At 66.9% G+C, this 18,497-nt stretch carries 17 protein-coding genes; 14 read left to right on the top strand and 3 right to left on the bottom strand.

Features of this window, described 5'->3' with window-relative positions; genetic code table 11:
- Window positions 1-11: 11 nt before the first annotated feature.
- From ACN4E0_RS02250 to mmsB, 8 genes are all read left to right on the top strand, one after another.
- Window positions 12-503 (top strand): hypothetical protein, encoded by a 492-nt coding sequence (locus ACN4E0_RS02250; protein ID WP_419565100.1) that lies wholly within the window; start codon window positions 12-14, stop codon window positions 501-503.
- Between the two features lie 26 nt (window positions 504-529).
- Entirely contained in the window at window positions 530-814 is a 285-nt protein-coding gene (locus tag ACN4E0_RS02255) for an I78 family peptidase inhibitor (protein WP_419565103.1), read from the top strand.
- Complete coding sequence (locus tag ACN4E0_RS02260; protein WP_419565105.1) at window positions 811-1,197, top strand: RidA family protein; 387 nt, start codon at window positions 811-813, stop codon at window positions 1,195-1,197. The genes ACN4E0_RS02255 and ACN4E0_RS02260 overlap by 4 nt, the downstream gene beginning before the upstream one ends.
- Before the next feature lie 48 nt (window positions 1,198-1,245).
- Complete coding sequence (locus ACN4E0_RS02265; protein WP_419565108.1) at window positions 1,246-2,400, top strand: acyl-CoA dehydrogenase family protein; 1,155 nt, start codon at window positions 1,246-1,248, stop codon at window positions 2,398-2,400.
- Window positions 2,401-2,411: 11 nt separating this feature from the next.
- A complete protein-coding gene (locus tag ACN4E0_RS02270; RefSeq protein ID WP_419565145.1) occupies window positions 2,412-2,786 on the top strand; it encodes a VOC family protein in 375 nt (124 codons plus the stop codon).
- Complete coding sequence (locus ACN4E0_RS02275; RefSeq protein ID WP_419565110.1) at window positions 2,783-3,829, top strand: enoyl-CoA hydratase/isomerase family protein; 1,047 nt, start codon at window positions 2,783-2,785, stop codon at window positions 3,827-3,829. The genes ACN4E0_RS02270 and ACN4E0_RS02275 overlap by 4 nt, the downstream gene beginning before the upstream one ends.
- Entirely contained in the window at window positions 3,826-4,608 is a 783-nt protein-coding gene (locus ACN4E0_RS02280) for an enoyl-CoA hydratase-related protein (protein WP_419565112.1), read from the top strand. Before ACN4E0_RS02275 ends, ACN4E0_RS02280 begins: the two co-directional genes overlap by 4 nt.
- Window positions 4,609-4,863: 255 nt before the next feature.
- The gene (mmsB, locus tag ACN4E0_RS02285) at window positions 4,864-5,730 is read left to right on the top strand and encodes a 3-hydroxyisobutyrate dehydrogenase (protein WP_419565114.1); all 867 of its coding nucleotides are present in this window, start codon (window positions 4,864-4,866) and stop codon (window positions 5,728-5,730) included.
- Here the strand turns inward: mmsB and ACN4E0_RS02290 are convergent.
- Window positions 5,717-6,439 (bottom strand): hypothetical protein, encoded by a 723-nt coding sequence (locus tag ACN4E0_RS02290; protein WP_419565117.1) that lies wholly within the window; start codon window positions 6,437-6,439, stop codon window positions 5,717-5,719. The two genes, mmsB and ACN4E0_RS02290, sit on opposite strands and share 14 nt — an antisense overlap.
- A 65-nt stretch (window positions 6,440-6,504) precedes the next feature.
- Here ACN4E0_RS02290 and ACN4E0_RS02295 point away from each other — a divergent pair, with 65 nt between their 5' ends.
- Both ACN4E0_RS02295 and ACN4E0_RS02300 read left to right on the top strand, forming a co-directional pair.
- Entirely contained in the window at window positions 6,505-7,314 is an 810-nt protein-coding gene (locus ACN4E0_RS02295; protein WP_419565120.1) for a hypothetical protein, read from the top strand.
- 16 nt (window positions 7,315-7,330) lie between these two features.
- Window positions 7,331-8,602 carry a lipopolysaccharide biosynthesis protein gene (locus ACN4E0_RS02300; RefSeq protein ID WP_419565122.1) on the top strand — a complete coding sequence of 424 codons (1,272 nt, stop codon included), beginning with the start codon at window positions 7,331-7,333 and terminating at the stop codon, window positions 8,600-8,602.
- Here ACN4E0_RS02300 and ACN4E0_RS02305 read toward each other — a convergent pair.
- Window positions 8,599-9,513, bottom strand: a complete 915-nt coding sequence (locus tag ACN4E0_RS02305) for a tetratricopeptide repeat protein (protein WP_419565124.1) — start codon at window positions 9,511-9,513, stop codon at window positions 8,599-8,601. The genes ACN4E0_RS02300 and ACN4E0_RS02305 overlap by 4 nt on opposite strands.
- 129 nt (window positions 9,514-9,642) lie before the next feature.
- On the opposite strand from ACN4E0_RS02305, the gene ACN4E0_RS02310 reads away from it, so the two are divergent.
- From ACN4E0_RS02310 to ACN4E0_RS02325, 4 genes are read left to right on the top strand one after another with little or no spacing between them, the layout of a single operon-like run.
- Window positions 9,643-12,093 (top strand): cyclic nucleotide-binding domain-containing protein, encoded by a 2,451-nt coding sequence (locus ACN4E0_RS02310; RefSeq protein ID WP_419565127.1) that lies wholly within the window; start codon window positions 9,643-9,645, stop codon window positions 12,091-12,093.
- On the top strand, window positions 12,093-12,989 hold the full coding sequence (locus tag ACN4E0_RS02315; protein ID WP_419565129.1) for a hypothetical protein: 897 nt from the start codon (window positions 12,093-12,095) through the stop codon (window positions 12,987-12,989). Before ACN4E0_RS02310 ends, ACN4E0_RS02315 begins: the two co-directional genes overlap by 1 nt.
- A 10-nt stretch (window positions 12,990-12,999) precedes the next feature.
- A complete protein-coding gene (locus ACN4E0_RS02320) occupies window positions 13,000-14,763 on the top strand; it encodes a cytochrome c3 family protein (RefSeq protein ID WP_419565131.1) in 1,764 nt (587 codons plus the stop codon).
- A 31-nt stretch (window positions 14,764-14,794) separates the two neighbouring features.
- Window positions 14,795-15,646 (top strand): metallophosphoesterase, encoded by an 852-nt coding sequence (locus tag ACN4E0_RS02325; RefSeq protein ID WP_419565134.1) that lies wholly within the window; start codon window positions 14,795-14,797, stop codon window positions 15,644-15,646.
- On the opposite strand, the gene ACN4E0_RS02330 is transcribed toward ACN4E0_RS02325, so the two are convergent.
- The coding region (locus ACN4E0_RS02330) for a multiheme c-type cytochrome (RefSeq protein WP_419565136.1) at window positions 15,643-18,497 on the bottom strand (2,855 nt) is incomplete at its 5' end. The two genes, ACN4E0_RS02325 and ACN4E0_RS02330, sit on opposite strands and share 4 nt — an antisense overlap.

Below are 18,497 nucleotides of genomic sequence, written 5' to 3' on the forward strand. Positions count from 1 at the left end.
TTGGAAAAGCCATGAAAGCCATGCCCAGCCTCCGCTCCGCCCTCCCCCTCGCGCTGCTCGCCCTCTCGGCCTGCTCCGCCGAACCCGACGAACCCGCGGCTCCCGCGGCGACCGAGACGCCGATGCCCGTCGAACCCGATGGCGGCATCGGCGATGGCGCCCCCCCGCTGGGGGATGCCTCCGACTCGACCATCCCCGAGGCGCTGCAGGGCCGCTGGGGACTGGTCCCGGCCGACTGCACCTCGACCCGCGGCGATGCCAAGGGGCTGATCACCGTCGAGGGCGACACCATCCGCTTCTACGAATCCCGCGGCACGGTCGAGACGGTCGAAGCGAGCGATCCGGAGCAGATCCACGCGCAGTTCGCTTTCAGCGGCGAGGGGCAGGAATGGACGCGCGAGATGCAGTGGTCGGTGACCTCGAACGGGACCCAGCTTCTGCGTACCGATCTCGACGGCGAGACCCCCGGTGAGACGCTGACCTATACCCGATGCCAGAGCTGAGGCCGCCGATGAGAATGATCCTGGCCATGAGTACGAGCGCCCTGCTCGCCGCCTGCACCACCGTGGGCGATGGAGGCGATACCAGGGAGGACCCGCCTCTCCTGCCCCAGCAGTGCGATGCGACCGCGGTACAGCAGCACATCGGCGAACAGGCGAGCGAGGAGCGCGGCGAGGCCATCCTCGCCGGCAGTGGCGCGCGAACCCTGCGCTGGGGCCCGCCCGGCGCCATGTGGACGATGGATTACCGCACCGATCGCGTGAACGTGCGCTATGACGAGGCCATGGCGATCACCGAAATCACCTGCGGATGAGGCCGGAACACGCCTTCACCGGTTCGCCCTACGAGGCGCAGTTCGGCTTCGCGCGCGCGGTGCGCGCGGGCAACCGCATCGTCGTCGCCGGGACCGGCCCGGTCGAGGATGACGGCTCCTCCACTCCCGGCGACGCCGCCGCACAGGCCGAGCGCTGCTTCATCCTGATCCTGCGCGCGATCGAGCAACTCGGCGGTACCGCGCAAGACGTCGTGCGCACGCGCATGCTGCTGACCGACCCGGCAGACCAGGGCGCCGTCGGTGCGGTCCACGCCCGCTTCTTCGGCGAGGCCCGGCCCGCCGCGACCATGGCCGGGGTCGCCTGGCTGTGCCGCGAGGAATGGAAGGTCGAGATCGAGGCAGAGGCGATTCTCCCCGAATGATCGCCTCACCCCTTCCCTAGCGTCACCGGCGACGCTAGAGCGCGCGCCATGACTACGAATGCAGGCCAATTCCAGCTCACCGATGAGCAGCTGCAGATCCAGGACATGGCGCAGCGCTTCACCGCCGACACCATCACGCCCTTCGCGGCGGAATGGGACGAGAAGAGCCACTTCCCGCGCGACGTGATCAAGCAGAGCGCCGAGCTGGGTTTCGGGGCGATCTACGTCAGCGAGGAATCGGGCGGTATCGGCCTCGGCCGGCTCGAGGCGGCGCTGATCATGGAGGCGATGGCCTATGGCTGCCCCGCGACCAGCGCCTATATCTCGATCCACAACATGGCCGCGTGGATGATCGACCGCTTCGGCGGGCAGGAGGTCAAGGACAAGTACCTGCCCGACCTCGTGACGATGGAGAAGATCGCCAGCTACGCGCTGACCGAACCGGGCAGCGGGTCGGACGCGGCCGGCCTCAAGACCAGCGCCCAGCTCGAAGGCGACCACTACGTGCTCAACGGCACCAAGCAGTTCATCTCGGGCGGCGGCTTCAACGACGTATACGTCACCATGGTCCGCACCTCGGATCACAAGACCAAGGGCATCACCTGCCTGGTGATCGACAAGGACACGCCCGGCGTCTCCTTCGGCAAGCCCGAGAAGAAGCTCGGCTGGAACGCCAGCCCGACCGCGCAGGTGATCTTCGAGGACGCGCGCGTGCCCGTGGCGAACCGCGTCGGCGACGAGGGCGAAGGCTTCCGCTTCGCCATGATGGGTCTCGACGGCGGCCGCCTCAACATCGGTGCCTGCTCATTGGGCGGGGCGCAGCGCTGTCTCGACGAGGCGGTGAAGTACACCAGGGAACGCCAGCAGTTCGGCCAGCCGATCGCCGATTTCCAGAACACGCAGTTCATGCTCGCCGACATGGCGACCGATCTCGAGGCGGCGCGTGCGCTGCTCTATCTCGCGGCGGCCAAGGTCACCGACAACGCGCCCGACAAGAGCAAGTTCTCCGCCATGGCCAAGCGCCTCGCCACCGACAACGGCAGCAAAGTGGTCAACGACGCGCTGCAGCTGTTCGGCGGCTACGGCTATCTCAAGGAATACCCGATCGAACGCTTCTGGCGCGATCTGCGCGTGCATTCGATCCTCGAAGGCACCAACCAGGTCATGCGGATGATCGTGGGCCGGGAGATGCTGCGCCAGTGACCAGCCTTGCGATGACCGCGCTGGTAGTGCCCGATTACGACGAGGCGATCGCCTTCTTCCGCGATGCCCTGGGCTTCGCGCTGGAGGAAGACAGCGATCTCGGCGGGGGCAAGCGCTGGGTGGTCATGGCCGGGGCGCAAGGCGGCAAGCTCCTGCTCGCGCGCGCCGTGAACGACGAACAGCGCTCCGCGATCGGCAACCAGGCGGGCGGCCGCGTCGGCTGGTTTCTCGCCAGCGAGGATTTCGCCGCCGATCATGCCCGCATGATCGCATGGGGTGTGGATTTCACCGATGGACCGCGCGACGAACCCTATGGCACGGTCGCAGTCTTCACCGATCCCTGGGGCAATCGCTGGGATCTGATCGAACACAGGAAAGCAGCATGACCGACCAGGTCCATACCCATATCCACGGCGGCGCGGGTCATATCTCGCTCAATCGCCCCAAGGCGCTCCACGCGCTGACGCTCGACATGTGCCACGCGATGAGCGCGGCGCTGAGCGACTGGGCGGGGGATGATGCCGTGAAGGCGGTGGTCCTCGACCATGCCGAAGGCCGCGGTTTCTGCGCCGGGGGCGACATCAACCTGCTGCGCCACTCGGCGCTCAACGATGGCGGCGCGTCGGGCCGCGCCTTCTTCCACGACGAATATCAGCTCAACCATCAGATGATGACCTACGCCAAGCCCATCGTGGCCTTCATGGACGGCATCACCATGGGCGGCGGCGTGGGCATCGCGCTTCCATGCAAATACCGCGTCGCCACCGAGCACACGCGCTTCGCCATGCCCGAGACGGGGATCGGCCTGTTTCCCGATGTCGGCGGTGGCTGGCACCTGGCCCGGCTCGGCGGCCGGCTCGGCCAGTTTCTCGCGCTGACCGGCGCGCGGCTCGACGGCGCCGAATGTCTGTGGGCGGGCATCGCCACCCATTACCTGCCGAGCGACAAGCTCGCCGAAGCCAAGGCGCGGATCATCGAGCATCCCGAGCGGGTCGCGGGCATCCTCTCCGAGCTCTCGGTTACCCCGCCGCCGGCGCGGATCGAGGGCAATGCCGAGCTGATCAAGAAGCATTTCGCCTCCGATCGCTACGAGGACATCCTCGCCAGCCTGGATGCCGATGACGGCGAATGGGCGGCCAAGGAGCTCGCCACCTTGCGCAGCAAGAGCCCGCAGACCTGCAAGGTCGCACTCCGCCAGCTGGCCGAGAGCGCCAAGCTCGACGACTTCGCCGACAACATGGCGATGGAATACCGCATCGCGAGCCGCGTGCTGACCCGCCCCGATTTCGCCGAGGGCGTGCGCGCGGTGATCGTCGACAAGACCAACGACCCCCAATGGGATCCGGCGACGCCCGAGGGCGTGAGCGAGGAACTGCTCGACAGCATCTTCGCCCCGCTTCCCGCAGACGAGGAATGGAAACCCCTATGAGCTTCGAAACCATCACCGTCGAAACCCGTGATGCGGTCACGCTGATCACGCTCAACCGCCCGCAGGCATTGAATGCGCTCAACAGCAAGGTGCTCGAGGAACTGATCGAGGCCTTCGCCGCCTACCAGGCCGACCCCGGCCAGCTGTGCGCGGTCCTGACCGGGTCGGGCGACAAGGCCTTCGCCGCGGGTGCCGACATCAAGGAAATGAGCGAGAAGGCGGCGGCCGACTTCTATCTCGAGGACTTCTTCAGCCCCTGGACCAGCGAGATCGTCAAGAAGACCCGCAAGCCGTGGATCGCCGCGGTCAACGGCTTCGCGCTGGGCGGCGGCTGCGAGCTGGCGATGATGGCGGACTTCATCATCGCCAGCGAGAACGCCAAATTCGGCCAGCCCGAAATCAAGCTCGGCGTCGCCCCCGGCATGGGCGGCAGCCAGCGCCTGACCAAGGCCGTCGGCAAGTCGAAGGCGATGGAAATGTGCCTCACCGGCCGCATGATGGGCGCCGAGGAGGCCGAGCGCAGCAATCTCGTCGCGCGCGTCGTGCCGCATGACAGCCTGCTCGACGAAGCGATGAAGACCGCCACTCAGATCGCCTCGATGCCTCCGATGGCCGCGATCGCGAACAAGGAAATGGTCAACGCCGCCTTCGAGACCAGCCTCGACCAGGGTCTGGTGATCGAACGCCGCATCTTCCAGATCCTCACCGCGAGCGAGGACAAGAAGGAAGGCATGGCCGCCTTCGTCGAAAAGCGCGAGGGCAAGTGGAAGGGGCGGTAGTTCTCAAAGGTCTGGGTCTGATACTATTCGGCCTGCTGTTCGGCCTCGTCGGGCTGGATGGCTGGCGACATCGCCGCCAAGAACGCATCAGCGCGATCGAGGCGGCGATCCTCAGGGCGGGAGCGGACGAAGAGCCACTGCCCTTCAATCGGTGGGACCGGACATTGGCATATGCCCAGCCGGTCCTCATGCTAATTTTCGGACCGCTCATGATCCTAGGTGGCGTGGCGATCCTTTCACTTCTGGGAGAGTGACATGAAAATCGCCTTCATCGGCCTCGGGAACATGGGCGGCGGAATGGCTGCCAACCTCGTCAAGGCGGGGCATGCGGTGAACGCCTTCGACCTCAGCGACGATGCGCTGTCGGCGGCCAAGGCAAACGGGTGCGAGACCTTCACCGATGCAGCCGAGGCCTGCGCCGGGGTCGATGCGGTCGTGACGATGCTGCCCAACGGCGCGATCGTGAAATCGGTCTATGAAGGCAGCGTCATCGGCAAGGCGCCAGAGGGCGCCGTTCTGCTCGACTGTTCGACCATCGACGTCGCCACCGCCAAGGACGTGATCGCGAAGGCCGAGGGCGCCGGATACGACATGGTCGATGCCCCCGTCTCGGGCGGCATCGCGGCGGCCAATGGCGGGACATTGACTTTCATGGTCGGCGGCACCGACAAGGCGTTCAATCGCGCCGAAGAGGTGCTGCAGGCGATGGGCAAGGCGGTGATCCACGCGGGTGATGCCGGTGCCGGACAGACCGCCAAGATCTGCAACAACATGCTGCTCGCCATCACCATGATCGGCACCGCCGAGGCCATGACAATGGCAAAGAAGCTCGGACTCGATCCGCAAAAATTCTATGAAATCTCAAGCCAGTCCTCGGGCTACAACTGGTCTCTCAATGCTTACACCCCGCTACCCGGCGTCGGCGTCGAGAGCCCGGCCGACAAGGACTATCAGGGCGGTTTCGCGACCGGCCTAATGCTCAAGGACCTGCGCCTCGCGATGGAAGCGGCGGACACCGCCGATGCATCCACTCCGCTGGGGCGGCACGCGAAGGAACTCTACGAAGCCTTTGCCGAGGACAATGGCGGGCTCGACTTCAGCGCGATCATCAAGACGCTCTGATCTCCGCCAGCACCCGCGCGAGCCATTCGCGCGGGGCCTTCCGCCGGCCGATATCGGCAACGAATTCCTGCCCTCGTGCCACGCTCTTGAGCCTGCCGCCGCGCAACCAGCGTTCGGGCCGGTCGTGATAGCTGAGCCCGCCACGCGCGAGCCATGCGGGCCGGTTCCAGAGCGAAGGCGACCCGCCGGCCACGGTCAGGCGCAAGGCATCGCTCGCGCTTTCGGCCTGCTCCCCGCCTCCGGCGTAGATCACGTCGTTTCCGGCATGGAGCGCGAGCGCATGCGGGTGGCCGCGCTCGACCAGATGGCCGGGCACGTCGCTCGTCAGGTCGACGACCTCTTCGACCTCGAGATAGCCGTAGATTCGATGGTGCGGGTCGCCCCCGTCCTCGCGGAACAGGCCGAAGAAGAGGAACACGTCGCCCACCCCGACACCGCGATTGACGAGATGCGTCTGTGCCGCGCCGCATTGGCCGAACAGGCAGGTCCCGTCGGGGAGAAACATCGGATCGTGGTGGCAGAGGTCTCCCGCGCCGAGGCGCCCCCTGCTGACCCGGGACGCATGATCGCCCAGCCCGAGATCGCCATAGGTCGTGCACGAGGCCGCGCCTGCCGGGATCGGCAGGCTGACCGGTCGACCCGCGACGATCGGCGACGGCCCGCCTCCCGAAGAGCTGTCGAATCCCTTGCGCGAGAAGATAATCCGCATGGCCGCAGCCGTGCCCGAGCGGCGAGAGAGTGACAACCGCCGCATTCGTCCCTATTTGCGCGGCCATGACTACCGAAAACGATGGCAAGGTGACCGCGCTCATCATGGCGGGCAAGCGTTCGGGCGCGCTCGATCCGCTCGCCGAGCGCGCAGGCGTGGCGCAGAAATGCGTGGTTCCGGTCGGCGGCATGCCGATGATCGAGCGCGTGGTGATGAACGCCGCCGCGAGCCCGCGCATCGGCGAAATCCGCGTGGTCGCGCATGAGGCGGACGAGATCGCAGCGATCCCATCGATCGCCAGACTGGTCGCCGAAGGCCGGCTGGTGTTCAAGCCGGGCGCCTTCAACCTCGTCGACAGCGTCTTCGCCGGGGCCGAGGGTGCCAGCTATCCGATCCTCATCACCACCGCCGACAACTGCCTGTGGCTGCCCGAGGATTTCACCGAATTCGCCGACAAGGCGATCGCCAGCCGTGCCGGAGCTGCCGCTGCATTGGCGCGCAAGGAAGAGGTCATCGCCGCCGACCCCGTAGGGCAGAAGAAGTTCTACGAATTTTCCGACGGCGGCTATTCGAATTGCAACGCCTACTGGATCGGGGATCCCAAGGCGTTGTCGGCGGCCGAGATCATGCGCGGCGGCGGGCAGTTCGTGAAATTCCCCAGCCGCATCGCCAAGGCCTTCGGCGTGGTCAACCTGATCCGCTTCTTCCTCGGCTGGGGGACCAAGGAAAAGCTCTTTGCCCAGGTCTCCCGCCGCTTCGGCTTCACCATGGTGCCGCTCGAGATGGACCACGGCTATTGTGCCATCGACGTCGACAACGAACGCACCTTCCAGGTGACCGAAAAGCTGCTGACGAAGCGGCTCGCCACGGCCTGATTCCGGTCGTCGAGCGATGGGACGCCTGATCCGCAATATCGGCTGGCTGCTGACCGGACGCGGCGTGAACGCCGTGCTCAGCCTGCTCTATCTGGCGCTGGCGACGCGGACGCTGGGCCTCGACGGCTTCGGCTATTTCGCGCTGATCGTCGCCATGGGGCAGACCGTGGTCGGCATCGCCAACTTCCAGACCTGGCAATTCGTCGTCCGCTGGGGGGCGGGCCCCGATGGCCCTGGCGAGGCGACCGGCTTCGCCATCGCGCTCGACCTGCTCTCGATCGCACTCGGCAGCGTCCTGGCCGCGGCCCTGTGCTGGTCGGCCCAATACTGGTTGCCGCTGCCCGCCGACCTGCTGTGGGTCGCCTTCGGCTATTGCATGGTGTCGCTGCTCGCGATCCGCACGACGCCGACCGGGCTGCTGCGCCTGCGCTTCGAATACGGCAGGGCGACCGCCGCCGAGGCAGTCCAGCCCGTCGTCCGCGCGCTGGGCGCCATTCTCGCCGCGATCCTGTTGCCCACCGTGCTCGGCTTCATCCTCGCCTGGGCCGCGGCCGAGATCGCGGTGGCGACCACGCTGTGGATCGTCGCCGGCAGGGCAGACCGCATCGACCTGTCGCAGATCAGCTTCTGGCGCATCCCGCGCGACCACCCCGGCGCCTGGAAGTTCGTCTGGTCGACCAATCTGACGGGTAGTCTCAATGTCGGTTCGAAGCAGGTCCTGATCCTGCTCGTCGGCGCCATCGGCGGCGAGGCCTTCGCCGGCGGCTTCCGCGTCGCCAGCCAGCTCGGCCAGGCGCTGGTCAGCCTTGCGCAGACCGTGTCCAAGGCGATCTATCCCGAACTCGTCCACGCGCAGGATGCGGCGCACGACATGGCGCGACGGATGGCCAATATCGCGCTGATCGGCGGGGGGATCGCGGTGCTGGTCGCGCTGTTCTTCGGGCGCCCGGGCCTCGTGCTCATCGCCGGGCCGGAGTTCAGCGTGGTCTATTGGACGATGGTCATCCTGGCGATCGCCGGCGCGATCGAACTTGTCGGCGCCAGCCTCGAATCGCTGCTCGTCAGCGCCGGCCGTGCCGGAACCGCTTTCGCGATGCGCGCCGTGCCGACCGTGCTCGGCCTCGCGCTGCTGCAGGTCGCGATGGACTGGAACGGCCTCAAAGGGGCCGCCTTCACCGTGCTCGGGGCGAGCGCGCTGTCGGTCATCGGCTTCTGGGTCGCGGTGATCTCGCTCAGCCAGATCGCGATTACCGTCACCGCCAGGCCCGACGAGGACGAAACGACCTAGCGGACCCCGAGGACCTCGGCCTCGGCGCGCAGGCGCTCGGCAGAGGCGGGATTGGCCGCGATCGCACCGGCCAGCGCCTTGCGCGCGCGGTCGGGCTGGCCGAGCGTCATGCGCGAGCGCATCAGCATCACCCAGCCGTCGAGATTGGACGGGTCGGCCGCCAGCTTGCCCTCGAGCCGGGCGACCATGCCCTCCGCCATCTGCCGCTGCTCGCCGGGCGGAATAGCCGAAGCCGCGGCGATCTGCGCGGCGTCGGGCCCTGGAATCGCACCGGTAGCGACCATGCCCTGCCCGCCATCGGGCCCCTCCGGGCGGGCAGCCTGCGCGCTGCGCAGCCGCGCCGCGACGTCTACCTTGTTGATCGCGGCGACCTGTTCGATCGTCCGCGCGAGATCGGCTTCCCACGGCGCCCCCTGCGGCGTCTCCTCGAGCAGCGCCAGCCAGTCGGCGATCGCGCCCTCGTGATCGCCGTCGAGATCGCGCTTCACGGCGAGGAAATAGCGCGCCCGCGGATCCGCCGGGTCGAGCTCGATCGCCCTGCGGAAGGCGGTCAGCGCTGCCTCGGGCAGGGGTTCGCGCTGGGTGTCCATCACCAGCGCCTCGCCCAGCGCCGACCACAGCACGGCCCTCCCCGGCTCGAGCGTGGTCGCGCGGCCATAGGCCTCGGCCGCGGCCCCGAAGTCGCCTCCATCGAAATGGGCGAAGCCGAGTTCCTGCCAGGCCGCCGCATCGCGCGGATCGTCGGCCACCCGCGCTTCGAGCGCCGCGATCGCCGTCATCGCTTCGGGTTCCCCAACCCCTTCGCGGTGGTCGAGCGAACGATAGCCGAGCGCGACCACCACGCTCGCCAGCGCCAGGCCGAGCAGCAGCACGCCGCCCCGCATGCGATCGTCGGTCGTAGTCTCGGCCATCCCATCCCCCTCGCCATGCTGGCTATCGCCTCGGCATCATTCAGGCAATTGCCACCGCCCGCGTTTCCCTTATGATGCCCACACATAAACAGAACAGTGGGTTCGCAAGCCTCCGGGGGGGATTGCGGTTTGGGCGACAAGTTCCGCGTTGCGATTGTAGGGTCCGGCCCGGCTGGCCTGAGTGCGGCCGCCCACGCGGCGGCGCGGGGCATGAGCCATGTGCTGCTCGAAAAGACCGACCATCTCTCCGACACGATCTACAAATACCAAAAGGGCAAGCACGTCATGGCGACGCCCAGCAATCTGGTGCTGCGCAGCGATCTCGACTTCGAGGCCGGCAAGCGCGAGGCAATCCTGGATAGGTGGGACGAGCAGGTTGCCGACGGCAAGGTGACGGTCCGCCTCAATGCCGAAGTCACGGGCATTTCAGGGCAGACCGGCGCCTTCACGCTGACGCTCAAGGACGGATCGACCATCGCGGCGGAGGCGGTGGTGCTGGCGATCGGTACGCAGGGCAATCCGAACCTGCTGAAACTGCCCGGCGCGGAACTGCCGCACGTCCAGTACCAGCTCGACGATCCCACCGCCTATGTCGACGAGCACATCACCGTAATCGGCTCGGGCGACGCGGGCATCGAGAATGCCCTGGGCCTCGCCGCCGACGACGCCCAGGGCAATGTCGTCACCATCCTCAATCGCGGGACCGAATTCGCCCGTGCCAAGGGCGCCAATGTCAAGCTGCTCGAGGAAGCCGAGGCCGACGGTCGTATCGTCGTGCGGCGCGAAACCAGCCCGCTTGAAGTGCGTGAGCGCGAGATCGTCCTTGAAACACGCGACGGGCAAGAGGCGATCCGCTGCGACCGGATCATCGCGCGGACCGGCTCGCAGCCGCCGCGGGCCTTTATCGAAGCCTGCGGCGTCGAATTCACCAGCGAGGACCGCGCCGCCTTTCCCAAACTGTCGCCCAGCTTCGAGACGACCCAGGCGGGCATCCACGTGATCGGCGCGCTCGCGGGCTATCCGCTGATCAAGCACTGCATGAACCAGGGCTACGACGTCATCGAGTTCCTCGACGGAAACACCGGGCTCAAGCCCGCGGACGAGCCCATCCTGGCCGAAAAATTCGCCGGTTTGCCCGGCCGCCACACGGTCGATGAATGGCTCGAGATCATCCGGACGCGGGTCATCATCCTGCAGGAGCTGAGCCCGCTGCAGATGCGCGAGCTGATGCTCGACAGCACGGTCCACGCCTATGAGCACGACGAGGTGATCTTCACGCGCAACGAGCCGGGCTCTTCGATGTTCGCCATCGCCGAAGGGTCGGTGCTGGTCGAAGTGGACCCCGACGATCCCTCGGTCACCGTGCCGATCGAAACGGGCTCGATCTTCGGCGAAGTCGGGCTGATTTCGGGCCGCAAGCGCGGCTCCACCATCCGCGCCGCCGAACCCACGGTGGTGGTCGAATTCTCGCGCCTCGCCGCGCTCAAGCTGCTGGCTACCGCGCCTTCGGCCAACCGCGCCGTCAACCGCATCTCGATCGAGCGACAAGTGCTGCAGATCTTCGGCGCCGGCCTGAGCCCGGCGGATATTGCCGACCTCGTCGAGGAGGCCGAGGTGGTTTCGGTTCCGGCCGGCGAATTGGTGATCGAGGAAGGCGCCGAGGACAAGGACATCTATATCGTGCGCGTCGGCTCGATGGTGGTCGAGAAGGACCTGGGCGGCAAGCCGGTGTTCCTATCCTACCTCCCCGCCGGGTCCTATTTCGGGGAGATGGCGGTGATCGATGGTTCGAAGCGCACCGCCAGCGTTCGCGCCGCGATCAAAAGCGAGGTGATCCGGTTCCCCGGCGAGGCGTTCAACGCGCTGCTCGACGCCAAGCCCGACATCCGCGAACGTGCGCTGGCCGACATGGCCTCGCGGCGCGAGATCAACGACTTCATCGAGAGCCGCAAGGCAAGCTTCGGCGGGGCGGTCGACATGTACTCGCAGACCGCCCAATTCCTCGTCGACAACGGCCTCGGCGAAGCGACCGACGTGCTGCTGATCGACGAGCAGCTGTGCGTCGGCTGCGACAATTGCGAAAAGGCCTGCGCCGACAGCCATGACGGGTTGAGCCGGCTCGACCGCGAGGCGGGCCGAACCTACGCGCATCTCCATGTGCCGACGTCATGCCGCCACTGCGAACATCCGCATTGCATGGCCGATTGCCCGCCCAATGCGATTCGGCGCGGGCCCGATGGCGAGGTCGTGATCGACGAGACCTGCATCGGTTGCGGCAATTGCCAGCGCAACTGCCCCTATGGGGTGATCCGCATGGATGCCAAGCCGGCCGCCAAGCCGGGGCTGCTGAGCTGGCTGCTGTTCGGGGCTGGGCCCGGCCCGGGCGAGGCGAGCTATGCCTGGCGCAAGCGCAAGGCCGCCGAAGTGGGAGAGAGCGCCAAGCTGGCGATCAAGTGCGACATGTGCAGCGGGATCGAGGGCGGTCCGGCCTGCGTCCGCGCCTGCCCGACGGGGGCGGCCATCCGCGTCAGCCCCGAACGCTTTCTCACGGTCGCGCGGCTCGAAGAGGAGGTCGACTGATGGCCTCGCTGTTCTCGCGCAGGGAAGGTTCGGCGCACGCCGAAATCGAGCATCGGCGTTCGGCCACGCACGAGAGCTTCCTCTCCCATCGGGCCTATTTCTGGGCCCGCGTCTCCGGTTTTCTCAGCCTGTTCGTGGTTCTGACCTATGTGCTCGTCGACGTCGAGCCGCGCCACAACGGCGGCAGCTGGTATGGCTATACGCTGGGCACGGTCGGCGCGGGGCTGATCGTCTGGCTGTCCTGGCTCGGCGTCCGCAAGCGCCGCCCCACGCCGGGTAGCTGGAGCCTCAAGGGCTGGACCAGCGCGCATGTCTATCTCGGCCTGTCGCTGGTGGTCATCGGCACGATGCACACCGGCTTCCAGCTCGGCTGGAACGTCCATACGCTCGCCTGGGTGCTGATGATGCTGGTGATCCTCTCCGGCGCCTACGGCATTACCGTCTATGCCACCCTGCCGCAGGCCCTGTCGGAAAACCGCCGCGAAATGACGCGCGAGCAGATGATCGAGAGCCTCGCCACGATCGACCGGCAACTCGAGGCCGCCGCCCAGCCGCTGGCGCGCAAGGATGCCGACATGGTCATCGCCGCGCTCGAACAGGATGTCTTCGCCGCTGGGATCGTCGCGCGGTTCCGCGGTCCCGGCGGCCGCGATGCCACCCGCCGGGCGCTGGAGCACATTTCCACGGACCGGGCCTATGACGACGATTCCGACGACCTCGCGCAGCAAAAGGTGCGGGCGCTGCTGGGCAAGCGCGCCGCACAGATCGACCAGATCCGTCGCCAGATGCAGATCAAGGCCCTGCTGGAAGTCTGGCTCTACATTCATGTACCGCTGACCGTCGCGCTGCTGGCGGCGCTGACCGCGCATGTCATCAGCGTATTCTACTATTGGTGAGGGGCGGATCGTGACCTTTCTCATCCGCACGATCGACCATACCGCCACGGGCCGCGAGATCGTGCGCGACCGCGAGGTCGAGGGTGACCGGCTGACCATCGGCCGGGCGACCACCAACGACGTGGTGGTCGCGGATCTTTCGGTCGAGCAGCATCACGTCGTCGTCACGCTGGCCAAGCGCGGCCTGCTCTCGCTCGAAGCAGCGGGCAATCGCGATTTCACCTTCGACGGGAATCGCCACAAGGCGGTGACCGCCGACCCCGCGAGGGGCGGCGCGCTGACGCTCGGCCTCTACACCCTGACCTTCGCGCGCGAGGCCGACGGGCGGATACTCGTGACGGTGACGCAGGAAGAGCGCGAATTCGGCAATCGCGATGCGGTGCGCGGCTTCGATCTCGCCAGCGCCATGCCCGGCAAACGCGCAGCCGCCTGGATTGGCGTCCTTGCGATCCTCGGCGCGTTCCTTGCGGTCCCGATCTGGAGCAGCCTGGCGCGCTCCGACAGGCAGCCCGGAGCCGACGGCCCCGACCAGGTCGCCTGGGATTCGAGCTGGAGCACGGGCAAGCTCAGCCTCGCGCACCACTCGCTCGAGAACAATTGCGAGGCCTGCCACGTCGAACCCTTCGTCTCGGTGCGCGACGAGACCTGCCTATCCTGCCACGAGGACATCGGCGACCACGCCGATGGGGACCGGCTCGCCGGCGCGCGGGGGCCGATGGGTACGGGCGAGGCGCTGTTGTGGCAGGTGGCCGGGACCTTCGGCAAGGAAGGGCCCGAGGCGTGCACGACGTGCCACACCGAGCACGAGGGCGCGGGCCGGATGGAACCGGCAGCGCAGCAGTTCTGTTCGAACTGCCACGACGCCATGGATACGCGACTGAGAGACACCGCACTCGGCAACGCGCATGATTTCGGCACCGCGCATCCCGAACTGCAGGCGGTGGTTTTGGCCGAAGTCGGAAGCGACGAGACGCGACGCGTCATGCTCGACGGCAAGGCGCAGGAGGCCAGCGGACTGCGCTTCCCCCACGCCATGCATCTTTCCGAAACGAACGGCGTGGCGCGCATGGCGGGGACCTTGCCCGGCTTTGGCGAGGCGCTCGTGTGTTCGGATTGCCACCGCCCCACCGCCGATCGCAACGGCTTCCTCCCGGTCGAGATGGAGGTTGCCTGCGAGAGCTGTCACAGCCTCGTTTACGACAAGGTCGGCGCGACCTTCCGCACGCTCCGCCATGGCGATGTCGCGCAGATGCGCGCCGATCTGATCGCCATGGATCGCGCCCCGCGTGCTCCCGTTACCCGCGGCCTGCGGCGACCGGGCGAGTTCAAGCGCGGCGGTCGCTATTTCCAGGACTTCGGCAGGCCGGCCCGCAATTATCTCGGGATCGCGCAGGCGCTGTCGGAAGACGGAGTCTGCGGCGAGTGTCACATTCCCACGACCGCCGGTGGCGAAGCCTCGGTGATGCCGGTGTTCCAGCCCAGCCATTATTTCCTCAACGCCCGCTTCGACCACGAGGCGCACGAACAGGAAGACTGCGTCAGCTGCCATGCCGCCGATACATCGCGCAAAGCCACCGACCTGCTGATGCCGACGCTGGCGACTTGCCGCGAGTGCCACATGGGCGCCGAGGCGGTGAGGGCCGAGGTGCCCTCCACCTGCGCCATGTGCCACAGCTATCACCCGCCGAACTTTGGCGGCCGGAAAGACGGGCCGCTCAGCCCCGCCCCCGAAAAGGTCGCTCGTCTGGCATCGCCCCGCGGTGGCCGAGAATGAAGCCCGGTCGCGAGACACGAGGAGAGGTCTATTGCTGATCGCGCAGCTGACCGATGTGCATATCGGATTCGATCCCGACGCACGGCCCGAGGAGCTCAACCGCATCCGGTTTGGCGCGGTGCTGGAGCGGCTCGAACAGGCGCCGCACAAGCTCGATTTCCTGGTTTTGTCGGGTGATCTCACCGACCACGGCGATCGCGACAGCTTTACCAAGATCGCGGCCGTGCTGGGCGACATGCGGTGCCCGCTCCTGCCGCTGGTCGGCAATCACGACGATCGCGAGGAATTGCGCCGCGCCTTCCCGGACACGCCCCGCGAGGACGAGTTTCTCCACTATGTCGTGGAACGGGACGGGCTCAGGATCATCTGCCTCGATACGTTCGAGGAAGGGCGACACGGAGGCGCCTTCTGCACCCGCCGACGCGACTGGTTGAAGGGCCAGCTCGCCGCGGGCGGCGACAGGCCCTGCGTGATCTTCATGCACCATCCGCCGATCGTCAGCGGGATCGACTGGATGGACCCGGCTCCCGACGAACAGTGGATCGCCCATTTCGCCGAGGCGGTGGAGGGCCACCAGCATGCCATCCGCGCAATCCATTGCGGGCATTTGCATCGCCGGGTCAGCGCGCGTTTCCGGGGCATACCGCTGGGCATCACCCCCTCGGTCGCGCCGCTGGTCGCGCTCGACCTGCGCCCGATCGACGAGAACCGCGCCGACAGCCGCGCGCTGATCACCACCGAGCCGCCGAGCTACGCCCTGCACTATTGGGATGGCGAGGACCTGGTGACGCATTACGAGAGCTGCGGCGAATGGGAGGTGCTCGCCCATTTCGGCGAGCATCTGAAGCCGATGGTACGCGAGATGAAGGCCGAGCGGCGCTAGTCGCCCGTCGCCGCGCCGCCGTGGTCGAGCCACGGGCCGCGCCCGCCGACCCAGGCGCGCATGTCGGGCTCGTCGCTCACCTTCCAGGGCACACCGGCGCGCGTCAGGAACAGCCGCTCCATTTCCTCGCGATTGAAGGGGCGTGAGCCGAGGCGGCCGAACACCGCCATCTGCCCGCCGGTCTCGTCGACCCCGCGATCGCGATCGAGACCCTTGCTGAGCGCTCGCGCCGCTCCCTTGGTCTTCGCCCAGGCGATCAGTTCGGGCTTGGGGGCGGGGCTGAAGCCGTAGAAATTGGGCTGGCTGTCGGGGCTGGTGAGCTGCAGCACCTTGAGCCCGTTCCTCCCGTCGGCGACATAGGCGAACAGCGTCGCGTTGGTCGAGCCGACGATGACGTCCTCGGCATCGTCGAGCGTGCCGCCGAGCGTGACGCGCTGGTAGATCTTCGGCGCCAGCGGGTTCTTCACGTCGAGAATGACGAGCCCGTCCCGCTTGGCCGCGACATAGGCATAAGTACGCGCGACATAGACCCGCCGCGCATCCGCCAGCGGGACGGTGGCCTGCGGCAAGGCGACCGGGTTGCGCATGTCGGTGACGTCGAAGAGCTTCACGCCCTCGGCGTCGGTGACCCAGAGATAGCGGAACTGGATTGTCGAGGCGCGCGCATCGGTCAGCTCGCGCACCGCCATCAGCTGCGGGCTGGTCGGGTCCGACAGGTCGACGGTCACCAGCCCCGCCCGCGCCGCGATATAGGCGATGTCTCCGGCGAGCGTGATGTGCCGCGCTCCGGTCAGGATACCATCGGGGTTCCATGCCGTCCGCCCATCGGCGAACTTCGTTCGCTTGAGCTTGTTGTTGCGGAACTCGCCGTCGGCCATGGTCTCGATGTCGACCAGCACCAGCCCTTCGACCGCATCGGTGATCACCGCATAATCGTAGATCGGCTTCATCGTTTGCTCCTGATTGACCTGGAGCAGGGTCATGGGCGTGCCGTCGGGGTTGAGGACGGGCTTGCCCTCCGCATCCTTGACCTCGGTCGCGGCCATCGCCTTGTTGCGATCCGGACGGACCGGCTGGGTGGTGGCGAGCGCCATGCAGGTGGCGTTTCTGGTCTTCACATGGGTGTCGTGGCCCAGCGCGCTGAAGGGCGCAGTGAGGATACGCTCCGAAACGCCCTTGTTGGCGATCGAGGCGACATCGTAGACGCGGAAGCCGCCCTTGCCCTCGGCGACGAACATGTATTCGCCGCGCAGCTGCAGGCAGCCGACCCCATCGCGCGTGCCCTCGTGGACATTGGCGAACTGCTCGAACGTATGCGTTTCGCCGCCGACATCCTTGTCGAAGGTCTTGCCACGCACCCAGTCCTTCAATTCTCGGCCATTGTCCTCGACATGCATGCGCCAATAGTCGGGATAGGCGTATTTCTGCAGGTAACTGCCGATCACCGCCTGCGGCTCGTCCCATTCGGTGACGCGCACCGCCTCGAAGCCGGTGTCGAGCCCGACCCAGGCGTTGAGGCCGACGAAATTGACGAAATTGGTGCCGAGCAGGAGCAGCTGGCTCATGATCGCATTGTTGTCGTCCGCGGCCGAGAGGTGGCAGTCGGTACAGGTCTTGGTCTCGGTCAGCCGGACGGTGTGCGGGAAGTGCGGCGCGAAGGCCTGGCTCGAATAGCCCGAGGCCGCGACCGGCGGCTGCTGGACGTAGATACGCTCGCGATTGATATTGGTCGAGGACAGCACCAGTGCGCTGGTCGACCTGATCGGCGCGATCTGGTTGCCCTTGGTGGTCTGGTGGCGGCCAAGCTGGAACATCTGGTCGCGCGCAACCTGCGGATTGTAGGTCGCGAAATTGCGCGTCTCCTCGCCGCCATAGCGATGCGACTTGGTCTTCCAGTTCGCCTCGATCGGCAGGTGGCAGCCGCCGCAGCTGGTGGTCCAGGAAAGGTGGCAGGTGAAACAGGCCATCTCCTCGGTGCCGTGCGCGCGGTCCTCGGGGGCGATGCCGGTGCCGAACTCGAACAGTCCGGTCTCCGCGCCCTGCTTGCTCATCAGCTTGGCGCGCGCCGCCTTGGCATTGAAGTGGTTCGAATCCGGATCGACGCTGTCCCGGACGAGGCTGACCTCCCATTCGAGCCGCGGATCGACGATCGAGCGCTGGACGAGCACCCGACGTCCGTCATCGCCATAGGTCCATTCGAAGCGCCGCTGGCCGTCGGGATTGCGCAGCAGCGAAAGATCGGTCCCCTTGGGGGGCGCAGCGGGCCCGCTGGTCAGCAGCGTGGGATAGGCATCCGGCGTTCCGTGGCAGTCCTTGCAGCCGATTTCGACCGCATTGGCAACCTCGCCATAGATCAGCCCGTTACCGTGGCTGTCCTGGCCGAAATGGCAGTCGGCGCATTGCAGGCCCTTCTCGGCATGGATGTCCATCATGTGGACCGTCTTGCCCGGATTGGTGCCGGGTTCGACGAACTTGCCCTCGCCCTCCTTGCGCCATTTCTCGGGATCGTCGGGCGCGACGATCTGACCGTCCTTGTCGAGCAGATTGCCGTCGCGGTCGCGTTTGAGGATCGCGCGGAAGTTCCAGCCGTGGCCGTGGTAGTCGGCGAACTGGGTATCTTTCAGCTCTGGATTGAGATCGTAGACGTTGCGCAGGAAATCGAGATCGGCCCACTTGCCCTTGGGCGCGGCGCCTTCGGGATTGCGGTCGAGCACTTCGCGAACCTCGGCGGCGGTCGGATACTTCTGCTCCTCCGGCCACATATGCGGCGCGTCGCTCTCGTAATCCCACATCGTGTAGCCGAGGTAGGAATTCAGGAAGATGTTGGGCTGGTGCATGTGGCAATTCATGC

It is taken from the genome of Qipengyuania sp. (assembly GCF_048550555.1).
Taxonomy (GTDB): domain Bacteria; phylum Pseudomonadota; class Alphaproteobacteria; order Sphingomonadales; family Sphingomonadaceae; genus Qipengyuania.

Coding starts and splice junctions, on each gene's coding strand:
- ACN4E0_RS02250 (WP_419565100.1), top strand. CDS start 12: ATGAAAGCCATGCCCAGCCTCCGCTCCGCCCTCCCCCTCGCGCTGCTC.
- ACN4E0_RS02255 (WP_419565103.1), top strand. CDS start 530: ATGAGTACGAGCGCCCTGCTCGCCGCCTGCACCACCGTGGGCGATGGA.
- ACN4E0_RS02260 (WP_419565105.1), top strand. CDS start 811: ATGAGGCCGGAACACGCCTTCACCGGTTCGCCCTACGAGGCGCAGTTC.
- ACN4E0_RS02265 (WP_419565108.1), top strand. CDS start 1,246: ATGACTACGAATGCAGGCCAATTCCAGCTCACCGATGAGCAGCTGCAG.
- ACN4E0_RS02270 (WP_419565145.1), top strand. CDS start 2,412: ATGACCGCGCTGGTAGTGCCCGATTACGACGAGGCGATCGCCTTCTTC.
- ACN4E0_RS02275 (WP_419565110.1), top strand. CDS start 2,783: ATGACCGACCAGGTCCATACCCATATCCACGGCGGCGCGGGTCATATC.
- ACN4E0_RS02280 (WP_419565112.1), top strand. CDS start 3,826: ATGAGCTTCGAAACCATCACCGTCGAAACCCGTGATGCGGTCACGCTG.
- mmsB (WP_419565114.1), top strand. CDS start 4,864: ATGAAAATCGCCTTCATCGGCCTCGGGAACATGGGCGGCGGAATGGCT.
- ACN4E0_RS02290 (WP_419565117.1), bottom strand. CDS start 6,439: ATGCGGATTATCTTCTCGCGCAAGGGATTCGACAGCTCTTCGGGAGGC.
- ACN4E0_RS02295 (WP_419565120.1), top strand. CDS start 6,505: ATGACTACCGAAAACGATGGCAAGGTGACCGCGCTCATCATGGCGGGC.
- ACN4E0_RS02300 (WP_419565122.1), top strand. CDS start 7,331: ATGGGACGCCTGATCCGCAATATCGGCTGGCTGCTGACCGGACGCGGC.
- ACN4E0_RS02305 (WP_419565124.1), bottom strand. CDS start 9,513: ATGGCCGAGACTACGACCGACGATCGCATGCGGGGCGGCGTGCTGCTG.
- ACN4E0_RS02315 (WP_419565129.1), top strand. CDS start 12,093: ATGGCCTCGCTGTTCTCGCGCAGGGAAGGTTCGGCGCACGCCGAAATC.